General features: G+C 66.1%; 14 protein-coding genes, 1 tRNA gene and 1 pseudogene. 8 read left to right on the plus strand and 8 right to left on the minus strand.

From position 1 onward, the window contains the following. On the plus strand, positions 1-1,209 hold a 1,209-nt coding region (locus DKT77_RS05340), incomplete at its 5' end, for an AAA family ATPase (RefSeq protein ID WP_146204963.1). A 372-nt stretch (positions 1,210-1,581) separates the two neighbouring features. Here the strand turns inward: DKT77_RS05340 and DKT77_RS05345 are convergent. Further along, positions 1,582-1,671, minus strand: a tRNA-Ser gene (locus tag DKT77_RS05345). 625 nt (positions 1,672-2,296) lie between these two features. Between DKT77_RS05345 and DKT77_RS05350 the strand changes: the two genes are divergently transcribed. The 4 genes and pseudogenes from DKT77_RS05350 to DKT77_RS05365 all read left to right on the plus strand — a co-directional run bounded on the left by DKT77_RS05350 (position 2,297) and on the right by DKT77_RS05365 (position 6,073). Then, the gene (locus tag DKT77_RS05350) at positions 2,297-3,199 is read left to right on the plus strand and encodes a metal ABC transporter substrate-binding protein (protein WP_109810690.1); all 903 of its coding nucleotides are present in this window, start codon (positions 2,297-2,299) and stop codon (positions 3,197-3,199) included. Further along, positions 3,196-4,041, plus strand: a pseudogene (locus DKT77_RS05355) (manganese/iron ABC transporter ATP-binding protein); the annotation flags it as partial. The gene DKT77_RS05350 and the pseudogene DKT77_RS05355, both read left to right, overlap by 4 nt. Before the next feature lie 293 nt (positions 4,042-4,334). Next, positions 4,335-5,243, plus strand: coding sequence for a metal ABC transporter permease (locus tag DKT77_RS05360; protein ID WP_146204966.1), 909 nt, complete (start codon positions 4,335-4,337; stop codon positions 5,241-5,243). Further along, positions 5,240-6,073: a metal ABC transporter permease gene (locus DKT77_RS05365; protein ID WP_109810692.1), complete on the plus strand. Its 834-nt coding sequence runs from the start codon at positions 5,240-5,242 to the stop codon at positions 6,071-6,073. Before DKT77_RS05360 ends, DKT77_RS05365 begins: the two co-directional genes overlap by 4 nt. Positions 6,074-6,127: 54 nt before the next feature. Here the strand turns inward: DKT77_RS05365 and DKT77_RS05370 are convergent, their stop codons facing one another. Together DKT77_RS05370 and DKT77_RS05375 are read right to left on the minus strand one after the other, a co-directional pair. Beyond that, on the minus strand, positions 6,128-7,522 hold the full coding sequence (locus DKT77_RS05370) for an exopolysaccharide biosynthesis polyprenyl glycosylphosphotransferase (protein ID WP_109810774.1): 1,395 nt from the start codon (positions 7,520-7,522) through the stop codon (positions 6,128-6,130). A gap of 152 nt (positions 7,523-7,674) precedes the next feature. Beyond that, on the minus strand, positions 7,675-8,955 hold the full coding sequence (locus DKT77_RS05375; RefSeq protein ID WP_109810693.1) for a replication initiation protein: 1,281 nt from the start codon (positions 8,953-8,955) through the stop codon (positions 7,675-7,677). A 642-nt stretch (positions 8,956-9,597) separates the two neighbouring features. On the opposite strand from DKT77_RS05375, the gene DKT77_RS05380 reads away from it, so the two are divergent. The 3 genes from DKT77_RS05380 (at position 9,598) to DKT77_RS05390 (ending at position 13,146) form a co-directional block, all read left to right on the plus strand. Next, positions 9,598-11,034: an AAA family ATPase gene (locus DKT77_RS05380; RefSeq protein ID WP_109810694.1), complete on the plus strand. Its 1,437-nt coding sequence runs from the start codon at positions 9,598-9,600 to the stop codon at positions 11,032-11,034. A 13-nt stretch (positions 11,035-11,047) separates the two neighbouring features. After that, entirely contained in the window at positions 11,048-12,157 is a 1,110-nt protein-coding gene (locus DKT77_RS05385) for a ParB/RepB/Spo0J family partition protein (protein ID WP_109810695.1), read from the plus strand. A 473-nt stretch (positions 12,158-12,630) separates the two neighbouring features. Then, complete coding sequence (locus DKT77_RS05390; protein WP_109810775.1) at positions 12,631-13,146, plus strand: lytic transglycosylase domain-containing protein; 516 nt, start codon at positions 12,631-12,633, stop codon at positions 13,144-13,146. Here the strand turns inward: DKT77_RS05390 and DKT77_RS05395 are convergent. From DKT77_RS05395 to DKT77_RS05415, 5 genes are all read right to left on the minus strand, one after another. Next, positions 13,098-14,027: a hypothetical protein gene (locus DKT77_RS05395; protein WP_109810696.1), complete on the minus strand. Its 930-nt coding sequence runs from the start codon at positions 14,025-14,027 to the stop codon at positions 13,098-13,100. The genes DKT77_RS05390 and DKT77_RS05395 overlap by 49 nt on opposite strands. 95 nt (positions 14,028-14,122) lie before the next feature. Next, positions 14,123-15,184 carry a quaternary amine ABC transporter ATP-binding protein gene (locus tag DKT77_RS05400; RefSeq protein WP_109810697.1) on the minus strand — a complete coding sequence of 354 codons (1,062 nt, stop codon included), beginning with the start codon at positions 15,182-15,184 and terminating at the stop codon, positions 14,123-14,125. 13 nt (positions 15,185-15,197) lie between these two features. Next, a complete protein-coding gene (locus DKT77_RS05405; protein WP_109810698.1) occupies positions 15,198-16,247 on the minus strand; it encodes an ABC transporter permease in 1,050 nt (349 codons plus the stop codon). A gap of 69 nt (positions 16,248-16,316) precedes the next feature. Then, positions 16,317-17,303, minus strand: a complete 987-nt coding sequence (locus DKT77_RS05410) for a glycine betaine ABC transporter substrate-binding protein (protein ID WP_109810699.1) — start codon at positions 17,301-17,303, stop codon at positions 16,317-16,319. Positions 17,304-17,450: 147 nt separating this feature from the next. Continuing rightward, the gene (locus DKT77_RS05415; RefSeq protein WP_109810700.1) at positions 17,451-18,413 is read right to left on the minus strand and encodes an ABC transporter substrate-binding protein; all 963 of its coding nucleotides are present in this window, start codon (positions 18,411-18,413) and stop codon (positions 17,451-17,453) included. Positions 18,414-18,654 lie beyond the last annotated feature (241 nt).

An 18,654-nucleotide genomic window follows, 5' to 3' on the forward strand; every position in this document is an offset into this window, starting at 1 on the left:
TCCGCGCTCCTCTGGGGTCCGCCCGGCACCGGCAAGACCATGCTGGCCGGGGCGCTCGCGGGCACCATGGGCGTGCCGCTGATCGCCACCTCCTACACCGCCTGCCAGGCGGCGGGGCACCTGGGCGACTACCTCGCCGCCATGCACGGCGCCGTGGACGCGGCGATCGCCCGGGCGCCGTCGGTGTTCTTCCTCGACGAGTTCGACAGTTTCGGGCGGCGGAGCACGGGCGATCATGGCGGCCACTATACCCGGCAAGTGGTGAACGACATGTTGCAGCAGCTGACCCGCCTGCACGACGCGCCGGGCGTCGTCGTGCTGGCCGCGACCAACGCGCCGGAGCTTGTCGACCCCGCGCTGCGCCGCGCCGGGCGGTTCGACCTGACGCTCGAGATCGGCCCGCCCGACCTCGCCGGGCTGCGCGCGATCCTGGCGGCCCATCTCGGCGCGGCGGCCCCGGACGCGAAAGCGCTGATCGAGGCGGCGCGCGCGCTTCTCGGCCAGACCGGCGCCACGGCCGCGGCGGTCGCGCGTGAGGCGCTGGGGCTGGCCCGCGACGACACCGCGCCGATCGGCCCTGCACATCTCGCCGCCGCCACCGCGCGCCACGCGCCCGCACTCCCGCCCGGGGACCTCTGGCGCATGGCGGTCCACGAGGCGGGCCATATCCTGCTGGCCGCCGCCCGCGTCCTGCCGATGCCCAAGCGCGTCACCATCGGCGCCACTGGCGGGGCGGCGGAGCTGCCGATGCCGCGCTTCCTGACGGCCGAGGCGACGCTCGACTGGACGGCGATGCTGCTCGGCGGCCGCGCGGCCGAACACGTGCTGCTCGGCGCGGCCTCTTCGGCGGCGGGCGCCGGAGAGGGCAGCGATCTCGACCGCGCAACCGACCTGCTGGTCCGGATGGAGCTGGAATGGGGCCTCGGCGATTGCGGCCTGCTGCACGCCCCGGTCCCGCCGGACCGCCGCGCCTGGCTGCCGGACGCCCTGCGCCACAAGGTCAGCGTGCTCCTGCATGAGGCCGAGGACATCGCGCTCGATGCATTGATCGCGCACAAGACGCACCTCGCCCGCATCGCCAAGGCCCTCGCCACCGAGCGCAGCCTCGACCGGGCCGACCTCCAGAAACTGCTGCGGGACTTCGACCCGACCCCGCCGCCGGAGCCGGAGCTGGAAAGGCGCAATGCCACCGTCGTCCCGCTCAGGTAACAGAACCACCAAACCGCCGCGCCAGGAACACCACACCCCTCGGCGCGGTGAGACCACGAAGCCCTCACATGTCAGGCGAGGCCACCTGTGCCAAGAGGACGGGAGCCACGAGGACGCGAACCGAACAACGAGCGCGAGCGTGGTCCCAAACCCAAAGACATCCCTTCTCAACGGAAAGACACACCCCGATCAAGTGCCTTGAATTTCCCTTCTCCGGACGCCAAACCTCGGAGAGTGATCACCACCTTCACGAGTCGCCGACCGCAAGACGTCCGCGGCGCACCCGGCAAAACCAGATGGTACCCGAAATGGTACCCGATTGACCAAAAATCAGGAAAACCACAGCATGTACAATGGCTTGGCGAAAGGCGATGGCGGAGCGGGTGGGATTCGAACCCACGGTACGCTTTCACGCACGGTGGTTTTCAAGACCACTGCCTTCGACCGCTCGGCCACCGCTCCGTGACTTGGTGCTAGCCTTTGCGCGCCGCACTAGCAAGGGGAGGCGCGCACTGCTGCCGGTGATAGCCCGGCCCTGCGGCTTCTCCGCAGCGCCGCAGCGCACGAACCGAGGACTATCGTCCCGGCTGACGGCGCAGCGCCAGAAGCTCAAGGACCACTCCTCGCCCGTCAGGCGAAGAAACCGTTCCAGCCCAGCGTGTCGAGCTGCCGTGGTCCGGGACGCCCAACGCCGCGCGACCGGCCTGCGGGCCGACGCCTTCGAGCGCAGACCAGGCGAACGCTGCGGCGCTAGCCCCTTGCCGCAAGACGATGGCTCCGCGCCGCCCGACGAGAACAGGCCGGAAACCGCTGTCGGCAAAGGGTGCAGGCGACAATCCGCCTTGAAAAGCGGCCGCCTCGTTGCGCTGGCGCCAGCCGACACGCCGCCGTATCAGCACTGCCTCGGCACCGGCAGTCCAGCTTCGAGCAACCGGCCCGGCATCGTTCCGCCCTGCGCGTCCCAAAGGCAGCGGCCCCTGTCAGGCGGCAAGCGGCCGCCTTCACCACTTTGCGAACCGTTCTCAAAACTCTTGCCAGTTGCGAACCGTTCGCATACCTCATGGGCATCTCAACAGCAGGACACACCATGCTCCGCCGACAGACCCTTCTGGCCACAGCAATTGCCACCCTCGCAACGCTCGTCGGTCCTGCCATGGCTCAGGACCGCTTCAAGGCAGTTACTTCCTTCACCGTGCTGGCCGACATGGCCCGCAACGTGGCGGGCGACACCGCCGACGTCGCCTCCATCACCAAACCCGGCGCCGAGATCCACGGCTATGACCCCACACCGGGCGACATCGTAGCTGCCCTCGACGCCGACCTCGTGCTGTGGAACGGCCTCAACCTGGAGCTGTGGTTCGAACAGTTTCTGCGCAACCTGCGCAACGTGCCCGCCGCCGTGCTGAGCGACGGCATCGATCCGATCCCGATCGCCAGCGGTGCCTATGAGGGTCTGTCCAACCCCCACGCCTGGATGGGTCGAGACAACGCCATGACCTACGTGGACAATATCGCCCAAGCCTTCGCGACGCACGACCCGGACAATGCCGCGACCTACATGGCCAATGCCGAGGCCTACAAGACACGCATTCGCGAGACCCTCGACCCGCTGCGCGACCGGATCGCAGCGCTGCCCGAGGACCGACGTTGGCTGGTCACTTGCGAAGGCGCGTTCAGCTACCTCGCCCGCGATTTCGGCCTGAAGGAGTTGTATCTCTGGCCCATGAACGCGGACCAGACCGGCTCGCCGCAACAGGTCCGTGCTGTGATCGACGGGGTGCGCGCAAACAACATCCCCGTGGTGTTCTGCGAAAGCACCGTCAGCAGTTCGCCCGCCGAACAGGTCGCCCGCGAAACCGGCGCGCGTTTCGGTGGCGTGCTCTACGTCGACAGCCTCAGCGGGCCGGACGGGCTGGTGCCGACCTATCTCGATCTGCTGCGCGTAACCGCTGAAACCATCGCGGACGGGCTGACTGGAGGGTCGCAGTGACCCCCCTGCCCTCCTCTCCGGGCCCGGGCGGCGGGATCAGCGCGCAGGACCTGACAGTCACCTACCGCAATGGGCACACCGCACTGACACGCGCCAGCTTCGACATCCCGACCGGCACCATCACGGCGCTGGTCGGGGTGAATGGTGCAGGCAAGTCCACGCTCTTCAAGGCGATAATGGGCTTCGTGCCGGCCGCTGCGGGCACCATTCGCGTGCTCGGCCTGCCGGTGCCGCAGGCGCTGCGGCGCAATCTGGTCGCGTATGTTCCGCAGGCAGAGGAAGTGGACTGGTCCTTTCCGGTTCTGGTCGAGGACGTGGTGATGATGGGCCGCTACGGGCATATGGGCTTTTTCCGCCGCGCCGGGGCCGCCGACCGCGCCGCGGTGGACGCGGCGCTGGCGCGCGTGGACATGGCGCCGTTCCGCCACCGCCAGATCGGAGAGTTGTCCGGCGGGCAACGCAAGCGCGTGTTCCTCGCCCGCGCACTGGCACAGGACGCCGCCGTTATCCTGCTGGACGAACCGTTCACCGGCGTCGATGTGAAAACCGAGGACCAGATCACCGCGCTGCTTCGCGACCTGCGGGCCGAGGGTCGCGTGATGCTGGTCTCGACCCACAATCTCGGGTCGGTGCCGGAATTCTGCGACCGCACGGTGCTGGTCAAGGGCACGGTGCTGGCGCATGGCCCGACGGACGAGATATTCACGCGCGACAATCTGGAACGCGCCTTCGGCGGTGTGCTGCGCCACTTCACGCTGGGCGGCCAGGATCTGCATGACGATGACGACCCCCGCCGGATCCGGGTGATCACCGACGACGAACGCCCCTTCGTGACCTATGGCGGAAAACATGCCGGGGCGCTGGTGCCCGACCCGAACGCGCCCACGGTGCGCGACGGGTCGGGTGCGTCCGCGCCGGACGGTTCGGCCGACACACCCCCCGCCCCGGATGCGCCGGGGTCGGCGACCGGAAGACCCGCTGATCAGCCACGAAGCGGCACCCCACCGCACGCCGCCGCTGCTGACCCCACAACGCCAGACCCTGTCAGGCCAGACGATGGACCGGCGGACACCGCTGCACGCGGCCCCGCCCCAAACGCTGTCGAGGCTAGCCAATCCGCGGGGCCACGCCGATGATCGACTTGCTGCTCGAACCCTTCGGCTATGCCTACATGACCAATGCGATGTGGGTGTCGGCGCTGGTCGGTGGGCTTTGCGCCTTCCTTTCGGCCTACCTCATGCTCAAGGGCTGGTCACTGATCGGCGACGCGCTCAGCCACGCGATCGTGCCGGGCGTTGCGGGTGCCTACATGCTCGGCCTGCCCTTCGCGGCGGGCGCCTTCCTGTCCGGCGGGCTGGCGGCGGCGGCGATGCTGTTTCTCAACCAGCGCTCCGGGCTGAAAGAAGATGCGATCATCGGGCTGATCTTTACGTCGTTCTTCGGGCTGGGGCTGTTCATGGTCTCGCTCAACCCGGTGGCGGTGGACCTGCAGGCGATCACGATGGGCAACATCCTTGCGATCACGCCCGCGGATACGGTGCAACTGGTGCTGATCGGAACGGTGTCGTTGACGGTGCTTCTGGCCAAGTGGCGCGACCTGATGGTCGTCTTCTTCGATGAAACCCATGCCCGCACGATCGGGCTGCGGCCCGGGTTGCTGCGCGGGGTGTTTTTCACACTGCTGGCGGCGGCGACCGTGGCAGCGATGCAGACCGTGGGGGCGTTTCTGGTGATCGCGCTGGTTGTGACGCCTGGCGCGACGGCCTACCTGCTGTGCGACCGGTTCGGACGGCTGATCGTCGTCAGCGTGGCGATCGGGGTGGTGACCTGCTTTGTCGGGGCCTATGCCAGCTACTTCCTTGATGGCGCGACCGGCGGGATCATCGTGACGCTGCAGACCCTGATCTTCCTCGCCGTGTACCTGCTCGCGCCCCGGCACGGCTGGCTCGCAGCCAGGCGCCGCGCGCGCGATGCGCTGCGCGCCCCGGCGCCCGCGTCACCTTTGGCCGCTGCCACGACCGGCAATGACGGAGCACCGCGATGATCGACGCTGCGCTGCTGCCGTTTCAACTGCCCTTCATGCAGAACGCCTTCGCGATCTGTGCGCTGATCGCGCCGCCGCTGGCGCTGCTGTCGTGCTTTCTCGTGCTCAAGGGCTGGTCGCTGATGGGCGACGCGGTCAGCCACGCCGTGCTGCCTGGCATCGTGCTGGCATGGCTCGCCGGTCTGCCGCTGATCGTCGGTGCGTTCGGCGCGGGCATGGTCTGTGCGTTGCTCACGGGCGCGCTCGAACGCAACAGCCGTCTCAAGCAGGACACGGTGATGGGCGTGGTATTCTCGGGCATGTTCGCGCTGGGGATCATCCTGTTCGTGGCGTTTCCCAGCGACCGGCACCTGAACCACATCCTGTTCGGCAACATGCTGGGGATCGGACCGCAGGATCTTTGGACGTCTGGGCTGATCGCGCTGGCGGTCACCGCAGGGCTGTTGGCGAAATGGCGCGACCTGCTGCTGCACGCCTTCGATCCGGCACAGGCGCGCGCCAGTGGGCTGCGCACCGGCTGGCTGCACTACGGTCTGCTCACTGCGCTTTCGATGACCATCGTCGCGACGCTGTCCTCGGTCGGGCTGATCCTCGCCATCGCGCTCCTGATCTCGCCCGGCGCCATCGCCTTCCTGCTGACCCGGCGGTTCGATCGGATGCTGCTCGTGGCGGTGGGTGTGACCTTCAGCGCCAGCATGGGCGGCACCTATGCCAGTTTCTTCCTCGACAGCGCGCCCGCGCCGACCATCGTTCTGGTGCTCACGGCGGTGTTCTGCGCAGCCTTCGCGCGCCGCCTGCAGCAGGTCCGCCGTGCCACACAGCAGGGCTGACACCCTGACCGCAACCCCGCTCCGGCACGGCGCACCCGCACAGTCCGGCAAGTCTCAATAAGCGCGCCGCGTATCCAGAAGGCTGACCGGCGTGCGCAGCAAGATCGCGAGATCGAACCAGATCGACCAGTTCTCGATGTAGAACAGGTCATGGGCAAACCGCGCGCGCAGGCTGTCAGGGTCATCCACCTCGCCGCGCCAGCCGTTTACCTGTGCCCAACCGGTAATCCCGGGCGGCAGTCGGTGGCGCGCCGAATAGCCATCGACGATCCTGTCGAACGCCTCCTGCCGCGACGACCGCGCCGCCACCGCATGGGGCCTTGGCCCGACCAGAGACAGCGTCCCGCCCAGCACGTTGAACAGCTGCGGCAGTTCGTCGATGGACGTCTTGCGCAACAACCGCCCGACCCGCGTCACACGCGCGTCGCCCCGCACCACGACCCGCACCGCTGCCGCGTCCGCCTTATCGTGATACATCGACCGGAACTTCCACACCCGGATCGGCCGGTCGTTGAACCCGTGCCGGTCCTGCCGAAAGAACACCGGGCCGGGGCTGTCCAGCCGCACCGCAATCGCCGCCACGAGCATTACCGGCGCCAGCAGCACAAGCAGCAGCCCGCCCAACAGAAGGTCGAAGGCACGCTTGGCCACACGTCGCTCGGGCTGAAAACTTGCAGGCAGCAGCGCGCTCAGCCCCTCGGGAGTGTCCCGAAACCCGAAATCCCGGCTGAAGGCCGACAGGTGCACCGGCACCGGCAGCACCCTGAGCCGGTCCAACAGCGTCGCGATCCGCGCTTCCGCCTCTGGCGGCAGGGTGACGATGATCAGGTCCACCTCCGCCGCGCGGCAGAACCCGACCAGTTCATCGAACCGCCCGATCTTCGGCACGTCCAGCACCACATCAGGCGCGCGGTCCCCGCCCCGGTCATCGAAGATACCGCAGATCCGGATGTCATTGCCCGCGCGGCTGGCAAGCCCGCGGATCAATGCCGCGGCACCCGCGCCGCCGCCGACCAGAACCGCGCGCCGCTCGGTCAGGCCCTGATCAACCGCCCAACCCACCGACGCGGCAAAGCCCAGCCGCAGCAGCAGTACAACCGGAATGCAGCCTGCGGCGATCGTGAAACCCGGCGCGCCCGACACCTGCGCAACCGCAGCGGCACCGGCCAGCGCGCCGAGCACCGGCGGCAGACCTGCCCGCAGGCGCAACAGCCGCCCCATACCATAGGCCCGGCCCATCGCCGCGAGCGGCACCGCCCAGCCTGCAATCAGCACCGCCCAGCCCGTCGCTGGAACGGCGGAAAAGCCCGGCACCACTGCGAACTGTACAAACCAGGCCGCCAGCACCAGCACAGCCGCCTCGGCGCCCGCCGCCAGCAGCGCGATGCGCACCGGCGCCAGTGACGGCCTGCGCAGCCGCCAGGCGACAATGCGGGCCGCCTCCGTCATCGCGTGTTCCAAGATCACCTCCAAGCCCTAGCGAGCCGCAGCCTAGCGGCCGGTCGTTAAGGCTTGGTTGCCGGACGGCGAGCACCGGAGGAGAGTTTCACTTCAACGCGCTCCAACCCCGGCGCGCAAAATCGGCCATCTTTGCGCAGCACTCAGAGCCCATCGAAAAGCCCGGGCTGCATCTCTTCCCAGAAGCTGAAGATCGCTCGCGCGTTCAAGGCCGATCCCCAGCCAAAACGGGTGAAGTCCTCGCGCTCCAGGGGGTCGCGCAACCCGGCCAAGAAAAGCCGCTTGTCGGCGTCGCGCTGGGTCGGCGTGCGCGCCGCCGCCGCGTCGCGGACCCGCGCCATGCGGGCCGCCCGGCCGCGGCGCTCCTCGGCCAGCGCGGCCTCGCGCTCGGCCTCTGCGCGCTCGCGTGCCTCTTGCGCCGCACTGCGCCCCGGGTCCGGAACCCGAGCGGGCTCAGGCACCGGCTCTGGCTCCGCAGCTGTGAATCCGTCCCGGATTGCCGCCGTGAGGTAACGCACCGGGCTTTTCACATGCGACTGGCGGCCGACATAGGCCAGCTTCTCGGCGACATAGGCTTCGCCGTGCTCGGCGATCCACTGGCGCGCCAGCCTATCGCTCACGCCCAGCCCGCGCAGACTGTCATAGACCGCGCCCTGCCGCACTGCACCTCCATCATCCATGTCGATCATCGCAAGCTGCGGGTTCTGGCGGATACGGAACCTTATATCCGTGACCGTCCGTCCCATCTTGCGCATCTCCGGCGTCACGATGATGTTGCTGGTGCGGTTCACCTCGGCCACGGCGGGCTTTATGATCTTGGCGTTCAGGTGCTTGTAAGTCTCGTAGTAATCCGATCCGTCCACACCCATCAGTCGGCGGAACAGTCCCAGATCCCACCAGCCTGTGCTGCCCGTGCGCACGAACCGATAGCAATTCTCGTAAAGCGCAAGGGCATGACCGCTCGCGAAACGACGCTGGATGTTCAGGTTGATCAGCGCGAAAACCTTCGGGTCGTGCAGCTTGGCCGCCAGCGCGGGCGAGTAGGCATACTCGCACACCCCGCCCTTCAGCTTGGCATAGGACAGCAGCGCCGAGATCCCCCATTCCTGCTGCCCGTCCTCGCCCAACATGTCCCACTCGGCGACCGTTTCGGCCAGCCCGCGCAGGCTGGCCTTCAGAGTGTCCATGTCGTTCGAATTGTAACCGATCATCAGGCACAGTGTGCGCGCATCGATCCGGTGGGTCGGTTGCGTGGCCAGCGCGTCATAGGCATTGAGCAGCAGAACATTGCTCAGTTTGCGCTGCAACAGCGTCAGTTTGCCGGATACGTGGATCGCGGCCACGTTCTTCTTCACAGACGCACGGCGCAATGGCCCTGTCAGTCTGTCGGCGGGGATATCCCCCGCGATCGCTTCGCCCGGCATGTGCCTGTTCCCGCTATGACTGCTCTATGGCGATCTTGTCGTCGCCGATTGATGGAAAGTGTCGCAGATCAGGCACCTTCCGACAAGACACTTAAGGGTACCCTTTTCCGGGACCGCCCCGGTCAGGCCGCGCGGCGCCACCGGAAACAGGCACCTTCCCGCAAATGGGTGCCTTCGCGGGTCGGAATCCCCCGCACTCCCCTGCCCCTCGGCCACTTCCCGGCCGCTCTTTGGAGCACTGGACGCACGTGAATGCGCAGAACCCTGCCCGAAAGGCCCATCCCGCACGCGGGGCCGCACGTGACCGGGAATCGGCACGCCCCGTCCCGTAGTCGGACACCGTGCCGACCGCATTTGGTGGCCTTTCCTCCCGTATCCGGTCACCTAAGTGCCCGTAAGGCTCTGCGAAAAAACAGTTTTTAATCAGCAAAGTCTCTAAATATTCCAAAGAATCTCTAAAGCTTTCAGTGTCGTTCCTGTTTTTTTCCTTTGATAACAGGGTTTCGCCGCGAAACTTGTACTTCGGTTCAGGATACATCCTGCCAAACAACGCGATTCCCTCCGCAGACGTGATGTGTGATAATCAGCGCAAATCACAAGAAACGTCGCACATCGAGCATCACGGATACATACAGGCACATCATGACCAAGAAGTCGGACCTTCCCCCGCCGCCCTATTTCAACCTGGATCCAAAGGCAGCTGCGGGGCGACTGCCGAAGCCTAGCGATACCGCCCGATTCGCAAAAGCTGCGGCTTTCGCTGCCCGCGGGCGCGAGGATCTTGCCAAGCGCGGCTATGCTCCCGACGGCCGCAAGCGCCTGCGTAAATTCTCCACCTGGGAGATTTGCCGGTACCTGATTCCCGTGGCGCCCGCCCATCTGCGGCGCGTGCTTAAGCAGCACCCGGACCTGCCCCAAGGCGAAGGGGCGAGCGGCTCCAAGTGGTTCACGCTGGAAGAGGTCATCGCCTTGCGCGACCATTTCGCGGCGGGCGGCGCGGCTTCCAAGGAATACCGGCCCTACCGTCCGAAGGGCTTGCCCGCCAAGGTGGTGGCGGTGGCGAACTTCAAGGGCGGGGTCGGTAAGACCTCCACCGCCGCGCATCTGGCGATGTCCGCCGCGCTCGACGGGTACCGCGTGCTGGTGATCGATCTGGACAGCCAGGGGTCGATGACCTCGATCATGGGCGGGCAGGTTCCCGACGAATGGAAGACCGTCTTTCCACTCATCGCCAAGGACTATGCCCGCCAAGTCAACGAGGAGAACGAGGTCCGCGCAGCGCGGGGCGAAGCCACCCTGCCCCTCGATGAAACACTGACCGAAGCGCTCAACATCAGTGCTTCCGATATCGTGCAGCCGACGCACTGGCCGAACATCGATCTGATCGGCGCGCAGCTGAACCTATATTGGGCGGAATTCCAGATCCCGGTCTGGCGGATGAACCTGCGCCGCTGGGCGCTGTGGGATGCGCTGACCAACTTCCTGCACGACGAGGACCTGCTCAGCCAGTATGACATCGTGCTATTGGATACGCCCCCTGCCCTCGGCTACCTGACGATCAACGCGCTGGCCGCAGCCGACATCCTGCTGGTGCCCCTGGGCGCGTCCTTTCTGGAATTCGACAGCACGGGCCGGTTCTTCGACATGCTTTATTCCACCTTCGCCAGCATCGAGGATGGCGAGAACGCGGCGCGCCGTGCCGCCGGGATCGATGAGGTTAAATTTGAATGGGATGTGGTCCGGACCCTCATCACCCGGTTCGACGCCAACCAGCAAAGCGATCTTGCCAACGTGATCCAGGCCTATTTTGGCGATTTCATGAATGCCCACCGGCAGGAATTCACCGCGCTCGTCGGGCAGGCCGGCGAGCAGGTGAATGGCATCTACGAGGCTGACTACAGGGAGTTCAACCGCGAGACCTATGTTCGCGGCCGTGAAGCGTTTGACCGAACCTATGCCGAGTTGAAGGAGATCCTGATCGGGTCCTGGTGGCGCGACGAGCAACTGGCGAGGGGTGCCACGGCGGAGGGCGACGGGCCCGGTTTCGCCGCGAAACCCGGCACGGCCGCGGCTGAGTGAAGGGGGCTGATCAATGGCACGACGCACCAAGCTGACCGCGCCCTCTGCGGAGGAACTGCAATCGCTGGAAGAGGGTTTCGCGGCGAAACCCTCGGCTGGAATGGCCGGGCTTATGCCGCCTATCGCACAGGTCGCGGCTGAGGCCGCGGCGCTGACCCCGACCGAGACGGCCAACATGCGCGCCGAGGCGGCCCGCGACAAGCGCGACGCGGAGCGGCTGCGGCAGGCCGAGGCGGAGGGGCTGATCCTGCTGGAGGTCCCGACGGCGGAGATTGTCGCCGACGAGTTGACCCGTGACCGGATGATCATGGATCCCGAGGCGATGGATGAACTGAAGACCTCCATCGCGTTGAACGGGCTGCGGCTGCCGATCGAGGTGTTCGAGATCGCCGAGCCCGGCGACGGGCCGAAGTTCGGGCTGCTGTCGGGCTTCCGGCGGCTGGCCGCGCTGCGGGCGCTGGAGGCCGAGACCGGGGATCGGGCGTACGGGCGGGTCCGGGCAATCCTGCGCCATCCGGGCAACGTGGCCGGGGCGTACCTCGCGATGGTGGAGGAGAACGAGATACGCGCCAGCCTGACCCCTTACGAGCGGGGCCGGGTGGGTGTGCTCGCCGTCCAGCAGGGCGCCTATGACAGCGTGGAGCAGGCGGTAAACGGGCTGTTTCACGCGGCGAGCAAGGCCAAGCGGTCCAAGATCCGGTCCTTCGCACTGGTTCACGAGGAACTGGGCGACATGCTGGCCTTTCCCGAGCACCTTTCAGAGCGAGCGGGGCTGAGGCTTGCCGTTGCGCTTCGAGCCGGTCTTGCGGGCCGTCTGCGTGAGGCTTTGGCAACGGGGCAGGGGGTTGATGCGGAAAGTGAATGGGCGCTGCTGGAGCCGGTTGTCGAAATCGCCGAGGCCGAGACCCGTGAGCCTGCGCGCGGCGGTCGGCCGCGCCGGAACGCCGCCGCACCGAAGGGATCGTCGGAAGGGCCGGGCTTCTTCCGCCTGGACAATGGTGTCACGATCCGCCGCGAAAGCGACAGCAAGGGCTATTACATCCGGTTGGAGGGGAAGCAGGTCGATGCCGATATGGTCGAAACCGTGATGTTCGAGATCAAGCGCCTGCTGGAGCCGCGCTGATCTGCTGCCCTGCCGCAAAACGGCGCACATGACTGAAACCGACCCGCCGCCGGAGTGATAATCATTCTGGCGGCTTTTTGCGCGCGAAAACTTGATGTCATTGAATCGAGGAGCGCAGGCCGATGAAGACTTTTGTTCGGGATTGGTCCTGTAAACAGGTTCCTTGCCATATCGGCGCTTCCTGCAAACGGGTTCCAATGGTTGCGAAAGGCTCCTGCAAATGGGTGCTTTTCGTGCATGAGGGGGCTGGAAGACCGGTCAGGATACATCCGCAAGGCCCGGCAAGCGGCATCCTGTAAACGGGTTCCAAAGCTGCGCGAGCCGTCCCGAAAACGGGCACCTTTGCCCGGGATCGGCGGCAAGGCGCCTAGGGCGTGGCCACGGCCCGGTCTGTGCGCATTTCGCGGCTGGCGCGGCGCGGCAGGCGGTGGCAGACTCCGCTCAACATCAACAAGACGGAGCAGAGGCAGGCGATGACCCAGCGATCAGGCGCGCGGGACGAGCGAGGTTTGGCCATCGGCGGGGCAGGGCGGAGGGCCGGGCGGGCCTGCGCAGCGCTTCTGTCGCTGGCGGTGGTGGCGGGCTGTGCCGGATCGGTCGAGGATCCCGGTGCCACGGCGCGGCTTTATCCGAACGAGACACCGGAACTGCGCGCGCAGATCGTGGCGGCGGCTGACCGGCATGAGGTGCCGGTGTCGCTGGTCCAGCGCGTGATCGTGCGGGAAAGCACGCATCGTCCCAAGGCGCGCAACGGTCCCTATTACGGGCTGATGCAGATCCTGCCGCAGACTGCGGCGACGATGGGATATCGTGGTGCGCCCGAGGGGCTTCTGGATGCGGAGACGAACCTCGAATATGCTGTGCGCTATCTGCGCGGCGCGTGGCTGGTCGCGGACGAAGACCCGGATGATGCCGTGAAGTGGTATGCGCGCGGTTACTATTATGAGGCCAAGCGCAAGGGCCTGCTGGAAGAAACCGGTTTGCGCTGATCATGTCCCGACTGGGATGGCGCGTCGCATGTGGCGTCGCTCCTGACAAGCGAGCTGTTGGTGCGGCCGTGGCGCGCGATACGGGCCAGCGCCCCGAGGCCGAGCATCAGCGCCCAGAACGGTGCCGGGAGAGGCACCGGGGGTGGCGGCGGGGCAGGGGAGGCCGGTACACCGGTCGCGGGGCCGGTTCCGGGCTTTGTCGAGCCGCCGAAGGGGCCGCCTTCCGGTGGCAGAAGGTCGGCCACGATCCGTCCTGCATTGCCGCCAGGCCCGCTGTAGCCCGGGGCTTCCGATGGTTGTGTGCCGATTGTGCTGCCCGTGCTGCTGCGGGCAAGGACTGGCCCGCCGGGTGTGAAGGCCCCGACAGGTAGGACGTTCTCCGCAGGAGCCTGCCCGATACTGCCCGCGTTTGGGTCGGGTGCGGGGACAGGACGTGCCGCCGGGGGGCTGATGGGCCCGAGCGAGATGCCGCTGGCCGGATCGGCGATGATGCTGCCGCGTTGCACCGGCAGGGCGAGGTCGAACCCGAACACCACGCGCAGCACATCGTAGGGCGTAAAGCCGGTCACGCTGCCCACGAAGCCCGCCATTGCCACGCCAACAGATGCGGGCGACAGGACCGCGAAGCTGCGGCCCGTTCCAGGCAGGGGGGGTGTGCCGAAGCGCAGACCTGCTTCGAAACCGGCGAGACGGGCCGCGAGGCCCGCACGCGTCTGATCGCCGCCGGACAGTGTGGCGCGCCCGGGCGCAAAGGTGGTGAAGCCGGGCAGGGTGTCGAGCACCGGGTCGAAGGGCACGACCGGGCCAGCCGGGACAGTGCCCGGAAGCAATGCCAGCAGACCGGCAGCGACAAGACGTGTGGTGTAGGCCGAAGGTGACATGACTACCGCAGGGAAGTTCACTGCTCCCGTCATGCCCGCCGCGGGGTGAAGGCCGTGTTAACGGGCCGGGGGCGGCCCGCTTCCGGCGTTGCGTGTCAGGCGTGCGGCGCGGGGCCGTCGTCGTTGCCAGGCCGGGAAGGCACGAGCGCGCGCACGAGGTCCTTCATTTCCAGGATGCCCACGTCGCGGCCGTCATCGGCGACCTTGTAGCAGTGGCTGGTGTCGCCGCCCGAGATCTCGATCAGGCTTTCCAGTGTCGCGTTGCTGTCCACCGTGCCCGCGAAGGCGTGGCCGTTGACGTGGAATGGCTGCATCACCGACCGAACGCGCAACACGCGGGCGCGGTTGATGTCGCTCACGAAGTCCTCGATGTAGGGGTCGGACGGGTTGAGGAGGATGTGCTGCGGTTCGCCCTGCTGCACGATCGCGCCGTCCTTGAGGATGACGAGGTGATCAGCGAGTTTCAGTGCCTCGTCGAGATCGTGGGTGATGAACACTATCGTCTTCTTGAGCTCGTTCTGAAGCTCGAGCAGCAGGTCCTGCATGTCGGTGCGGATCAGCGGGTCAAGCGCGCTGAAGGCTTCGTCCATCAGCATGATCGGGCTGTCCGAGGCCAGCGCGCGCGCGATGCCGACGCGCTGTTGCATGCCACCTGAAAGCTGGTGCGGGTATTGCGCGTGGTTGCCTCCGAGGCCCACGCGGTCGAGCCACTTGGCGCCTTCGCGGTCTGCTGTTTCCTGATCTTCGCCGCGCACGCGCCGGGACAGGCCTGCGTTCTGCAGCACCGTGCGGTGCGGCAGGAGCGCGAATTTCTGGAACACCATCGACATGGTTTCCTGCCGCAGGCGGCGCAGGCGCGCCTCGTCATAGCGCAGAACGTCCTCGCCGCTCACGATGACCTCGCCTGCGGTGGGATCGATCAGGCGGTTCAGGTGGCGGATCAGGGTGGACTTGCCCGACCCGGACAGTCCCATGATGACGGTGATCTTCGCCGGGGCCATGTCGATGTTGATGTCGCGCAGGCCGAGCACGTGGCCGTGGTCTTCCAGCAGTTCCGACTTGCCCATGCCCGACGTCACGAGTGGCAGGGCCGAGGTCGGATCTTTGCCGAAGATCTTGTAGAGGCCCTTGATGGAGATGATGGGTGTTTCGGTCATGTGTTGGGTCACCTCAGGCCTTCTGACTTACGTTGATGCGGCTGAGCGCCGCTTTCGTCACCCGGTCGAGCAGCACGGCGAGCAGCACGATGCCGAAGCCCGACACCAGCCCGACACCGAGTTCGAGGTTGCGGATGCCGCGCAGCACCAGCACGCCGAGGCCGGGTGCGGACACGAGGCTGGCGATCACCACCATGGCGAGCGACATCATGATGGTCTGGTTCACGCCTGCCATGATGTTGGGCAGCGCGAGTGGCACCTGCACCCCCCAGAGTTTCTGGCGGTCAGACATGCCGAAGGCGTCCGCCGCCTCTATCACGTCCTTGTCCACCAGCCGGATGCCGAGATCGGTCAAGCGGATCACCGGCACGATGGCATAAAGGATGATCGCGATGCCGTAGAGCTTGGGTTCGGTGACGGAGAACAGAAAGATCAGCGGGATCAGGTAGACGAAGGTGGGCAGGGTCTGCAGCATGTCGAGCACCGGGATGGTGGCGCGCTGCATGGTGTCGCTGCGGGACATGGCGATGCCAACGGGCACGCCGAGCGCGACACAGATCAGGGTGCATACGAAGATGATCGACAGCGTCTGGACGGCGTACACGTAGTGGTCGATGAACCCGAGAAAAAGGAAAGACCCGATCACGAAGGCCACCAGCCCGGCGGAGCGGGAGGCGACCCAGACGAGCAGCCCCAGCAGCGGGATCAGGACGAACCACGGAATTGCCTGGAACATTTCGAGAGAGCCGTTCAGCGCCCAGCTGAGCGGTTGCGTGATCGGATCGAGCACGACCTTCAGCGGGTCCTTGATGGCGAGGAACGCGTTCTCCACCCCGTCGGTCATGTCGCGGGTGCGGGTCACGGCGGGGCAGGCATCGTTCAGCGCGTCAAGCGATGGAAACGGCGTCTGCAACAGCGGGGTCGGGTCCGCCGCAGCTTCCTCGGCGGTGCGGCCGGAGCTTTTCGCCAACAGTTCGGCCATCGTCATAGGGCCGCCATCGCCCGCGCCATCGCACCAATCGCGCAATCCGAGCGTATCGAATAGTCCGTCGTAGAATGCCATGGCGGCCTCGCGTTTGTGGTTTCGGTCGTGAAGAAAGGGCGGGCGGCGGGGGGCCGCGCCGCCGGAATGTTATTGCAGCAGCGCCGCGAGACGTTCGCGGGCGGCGTCATTCAGCCAGCCGGACCAGACATCGGGATAGCTTGTCAGGAAATGCACCGCCGCCTCTTCGTTCGAGGCATTGTTGGTCTGCTGCCAGGCCAGAACATCGTTCATCTGCGCATTGGTGAAGCTCAGGTTTTCCATCAGCTCGGCGATTTCGGGCTCGCGGTCGATGAAGTCGTTTGTGAGCACGGTCTTGACGGGGCTTGTGGCGTAGTCCGAGGTGCCCCCACCGGTACAATCCGGGCTGAGCGCGCAATCGTAAGCTTCGGCGTTGTAGGGGCCCAGGTCCACCTTCACGAGGTTGTAGCGCCCGACGATCGCAGTCGGCGACCAGTAGTAGCCGATCCACGGCTCGCGGTTTTCCACCGCCGAAGCGATGGAACTGGCGAGCGTTTCACCGGATCCGTGTTCGAAAATCTCGTATCCCGCTTCGGGCATCCCGAAAGCATTAACGAGGTCGATCGTATCGTACTTGCAGGCCCAGCCATCAGGGCAGGAGTGGAAGCGCCCGCCGAGAAGGTCTGGATTGGCCAGAACGCCTTCGACCGTGGCAAGCTCGGGGTGCTGTTCGACCAGGTAGTCGGGCACCCACCAGCCGCCCTGTCCGCCGTCAGAGATTACGTCGGCAGCCGGTGTGACCTTGCCCTCGGCCAGAAGCTGATCGTAGATCGTGGAGCCGTTGGTCCACATCTCGGTCACGATGTCCGGAGTTCCGGTTTCGGCGACAGACAGGAGCGCGGGCGTCGTGGACGATGGAACCAATGTCACATCGCAGCCATAGCCCTGTGCCATGAGGAAAGTTGCAACGCTGCTGACCACGGCGCTGGACGCCCAGTCCATTTCGGTGATCGTCACTTCGCCGCAGTCGGCATGGGCCGCCGTGCCGCCGAGGGTCAGCAGGGCGACGGCCGTCGCTGTCTGGCGAGGCCTGCGCGAAACTTCGGAAAAAATCATGTCGGTGCATCCTTTCGAAACCGGTTCTCGGAGGGCGCAAGGCGATGGGTGTCCCGCCAAGAATAAAATTTCCCGGCGCGCTGTGCGCGCCGGGGGCATGGGTAACCCCGCAGCAACGCGGGTGCGCGCCGGGCGGGGTTTTCGAGATTATTGCAACAGCGCCGACAGTCGGGCGCGGGCGTCGTCGTTCAGCCAGCCCGGCCATACGTCGGAATAAGTGGTCAGAAAGTAGACCGCCGCCTCTTCGTTGCTGGCATTGTTGGCTTCCTTCCACGCCAGAACGTCGCTCATCTGCGCGTTTGTGAAGGATACGTTGCTCATCAGTTCCGCGATCTCGGGTTCGCGATCGCTGAAATCGTTGGTCACGACGGTCTTGACCGGGCCCACGGGCCAACCAGACACGCCGGTCGCGGTGCAGTCGGCATCGGCGGCGCAGAGGAACACTTCCTCGTTGTATTCGCCCATATCGACGGCGACCATCTCGTACTTGCCGAGCAGTGCGGTCGGCGCCCAGTAGTAGCCCAGCCACGGCTCGCGGCTTTCGTAGGCCGACGCGATGGAGGTCGCCAGCGTTTCGCCAGACCCGTGCACGAAAATCTCGAACCCGGCATCGACCAGCCCGAAATTGCGCGTCAGGTCTGTGTTGGTGTTCTTGCAAGCCCAGCCGTCCGGGCAATTGTGGAACCGGCCGCCGACGAGGTCGGGGTTGGCCAGCAGACCGTCGATGGTCGCCAGTTCGGGATGCTCGTCCACAAGGTACTTGGGCAGCCACCAGCCTTCGTTTCCGCCGTCGGAGAGCACATCGGCGACGGTGGTGATCGTCCCGGCCTCTTCCATCTCGTTATAGGCGGGCGCACCGTTGATCCACAGTTCGGTCACGATATCGGGCTTGCCAGTCTCGGCCACCGACACGAGCGAGGGCACCGTCGAGGACGGAACTGTCTGCACCGTGCAGCCATAGCCCTGTTCCATCAGGAACTTGGATACGCCGGTCACCACGGCGCTGGACGCCCAGTCCATCTCGGTGATGGTAACCTCGCCGCACTCGGCATGGGCGCCAGTGCCCAACGATGCGGCAATCAGCGCAGCCGTTGCTATTTTGACTTTCATCTACTTCCCCTGTTTCTACTTTTACGCGATGTCGCTGTCGTAGAGTGCTTGGACCCTAGCGACATAATGGTGTCGTTTCCAGACCTCGCCACCCTTTTCGTCCGTATACGCCCTATGTCACACGTCACAACGCCCCTTGAGGTACGATCATCGCACCGCAATGGACTTGCCCGGAACAATATAATAGCAGTTTTGCACAAAAGCCCGCGAGGGGCCCATCGCGAGGCAGACCATCCGGAGG

The organism is Meridianimarinicoccus roseus, from assembly GCF_003172915.1.
Classification (GTDB): domain Bacteria; phylum Pseudomonadota; class Alphaproteobacteria; order Rhodobacterales; family Rhodobacteraceae; genus Meridianimarinicoccus; species Meridianimarinicoccus roseus.

Excerpts from the sequence above, each read along its gene's own strand:
- DKT77_RS05350 (WP_109810690.1), top strand. The coding sequence starts at position 2,297 with ATGCTCCGCCGACAGACCCTTCTGGCCACAGCAATTGCCACCCTCGCA.
- DKT77_RS05365 (WP_109810692.1), top strand. The coding sequence starts at position 5,240 with ATGATCGACGCTGCGCTGCTGCCGTTTCAACTGCCCTTCATGCAGAAC.
- DKT77_RS05370 (WP_109810774.1), bottom strand. The coding sequence starts at position 7,522 with ATGACGGAGGCGGCCCGCATTGTCGCCTGGCGGCTGCGCAGGCCGTCA.
- DKT77_RS05375 (WP_109810693.1), bottom strand. The coding sequence starts at position 8,955 with ATGCCGGGCGAAGCGATCGCGGGGGATATCCCCGCCGACAGACTGACA.
- DKT77_RS05380 (WP_109810694.1), top strand. The coding sequence starts at position 9,598 with ATGACCAAGAAGTCGGACCTTCCCCCGCCGCCCTATTTCAACCTGGAT.
- DKT77_RS05385 (WP_109810695.1), top strand. The coding sequence starts at position 11,048 with ATGGCACGACGCACCAAGCTGACCGCGCCCTCTGCGGAGGAACTGCAA.
- DKT77_RS05390 (WP_109810775.1), top strand. The coding sequence starts at position 12,631 with ATGACCCAGCGATCAGGCGCGCGGGACGAGCGAGGTTTGGCCATCGGC.
- DKT77_RS05395 (WP_109810696.1), bottom strand. The coding sequence starts at position 14,027 with ATGTCACCTTCGGCCTACACCACACGTCTTGTCGCTGCCGGTCTGCTG.
- DKT77_RS05400 (WP_109810697.1), bottom strand. The coding sequence starts at position 15,184 with ATGACCGAAACACCCATCATCTCCATCAAGGGCCTCTACAAGATCTTC.
- DKT77_RS05405 (WP_109810698.1), bottom strand. The coding sequence starts at position 16,247 with ATGGCATTCTACGACGGACTATTCGATACGCTCGGATTGCGCGATTGG.
- DKT77_RS05410 (WP_109810699.1), bottom strand. The coding sequence starts at position 17,303 with ATGATTTTTTCCGAAGTTTCGCGCAGGCCTCGCCAGACAGCGACGGCC.
- DKT77_RS05415 (WP_109810700.1), bottom strand. The coding sequence starts at position 18,413 with ATGAAAGTCAAAATAGCAACGGCTGCGCTGATTGCCGCATCGTTGGGC.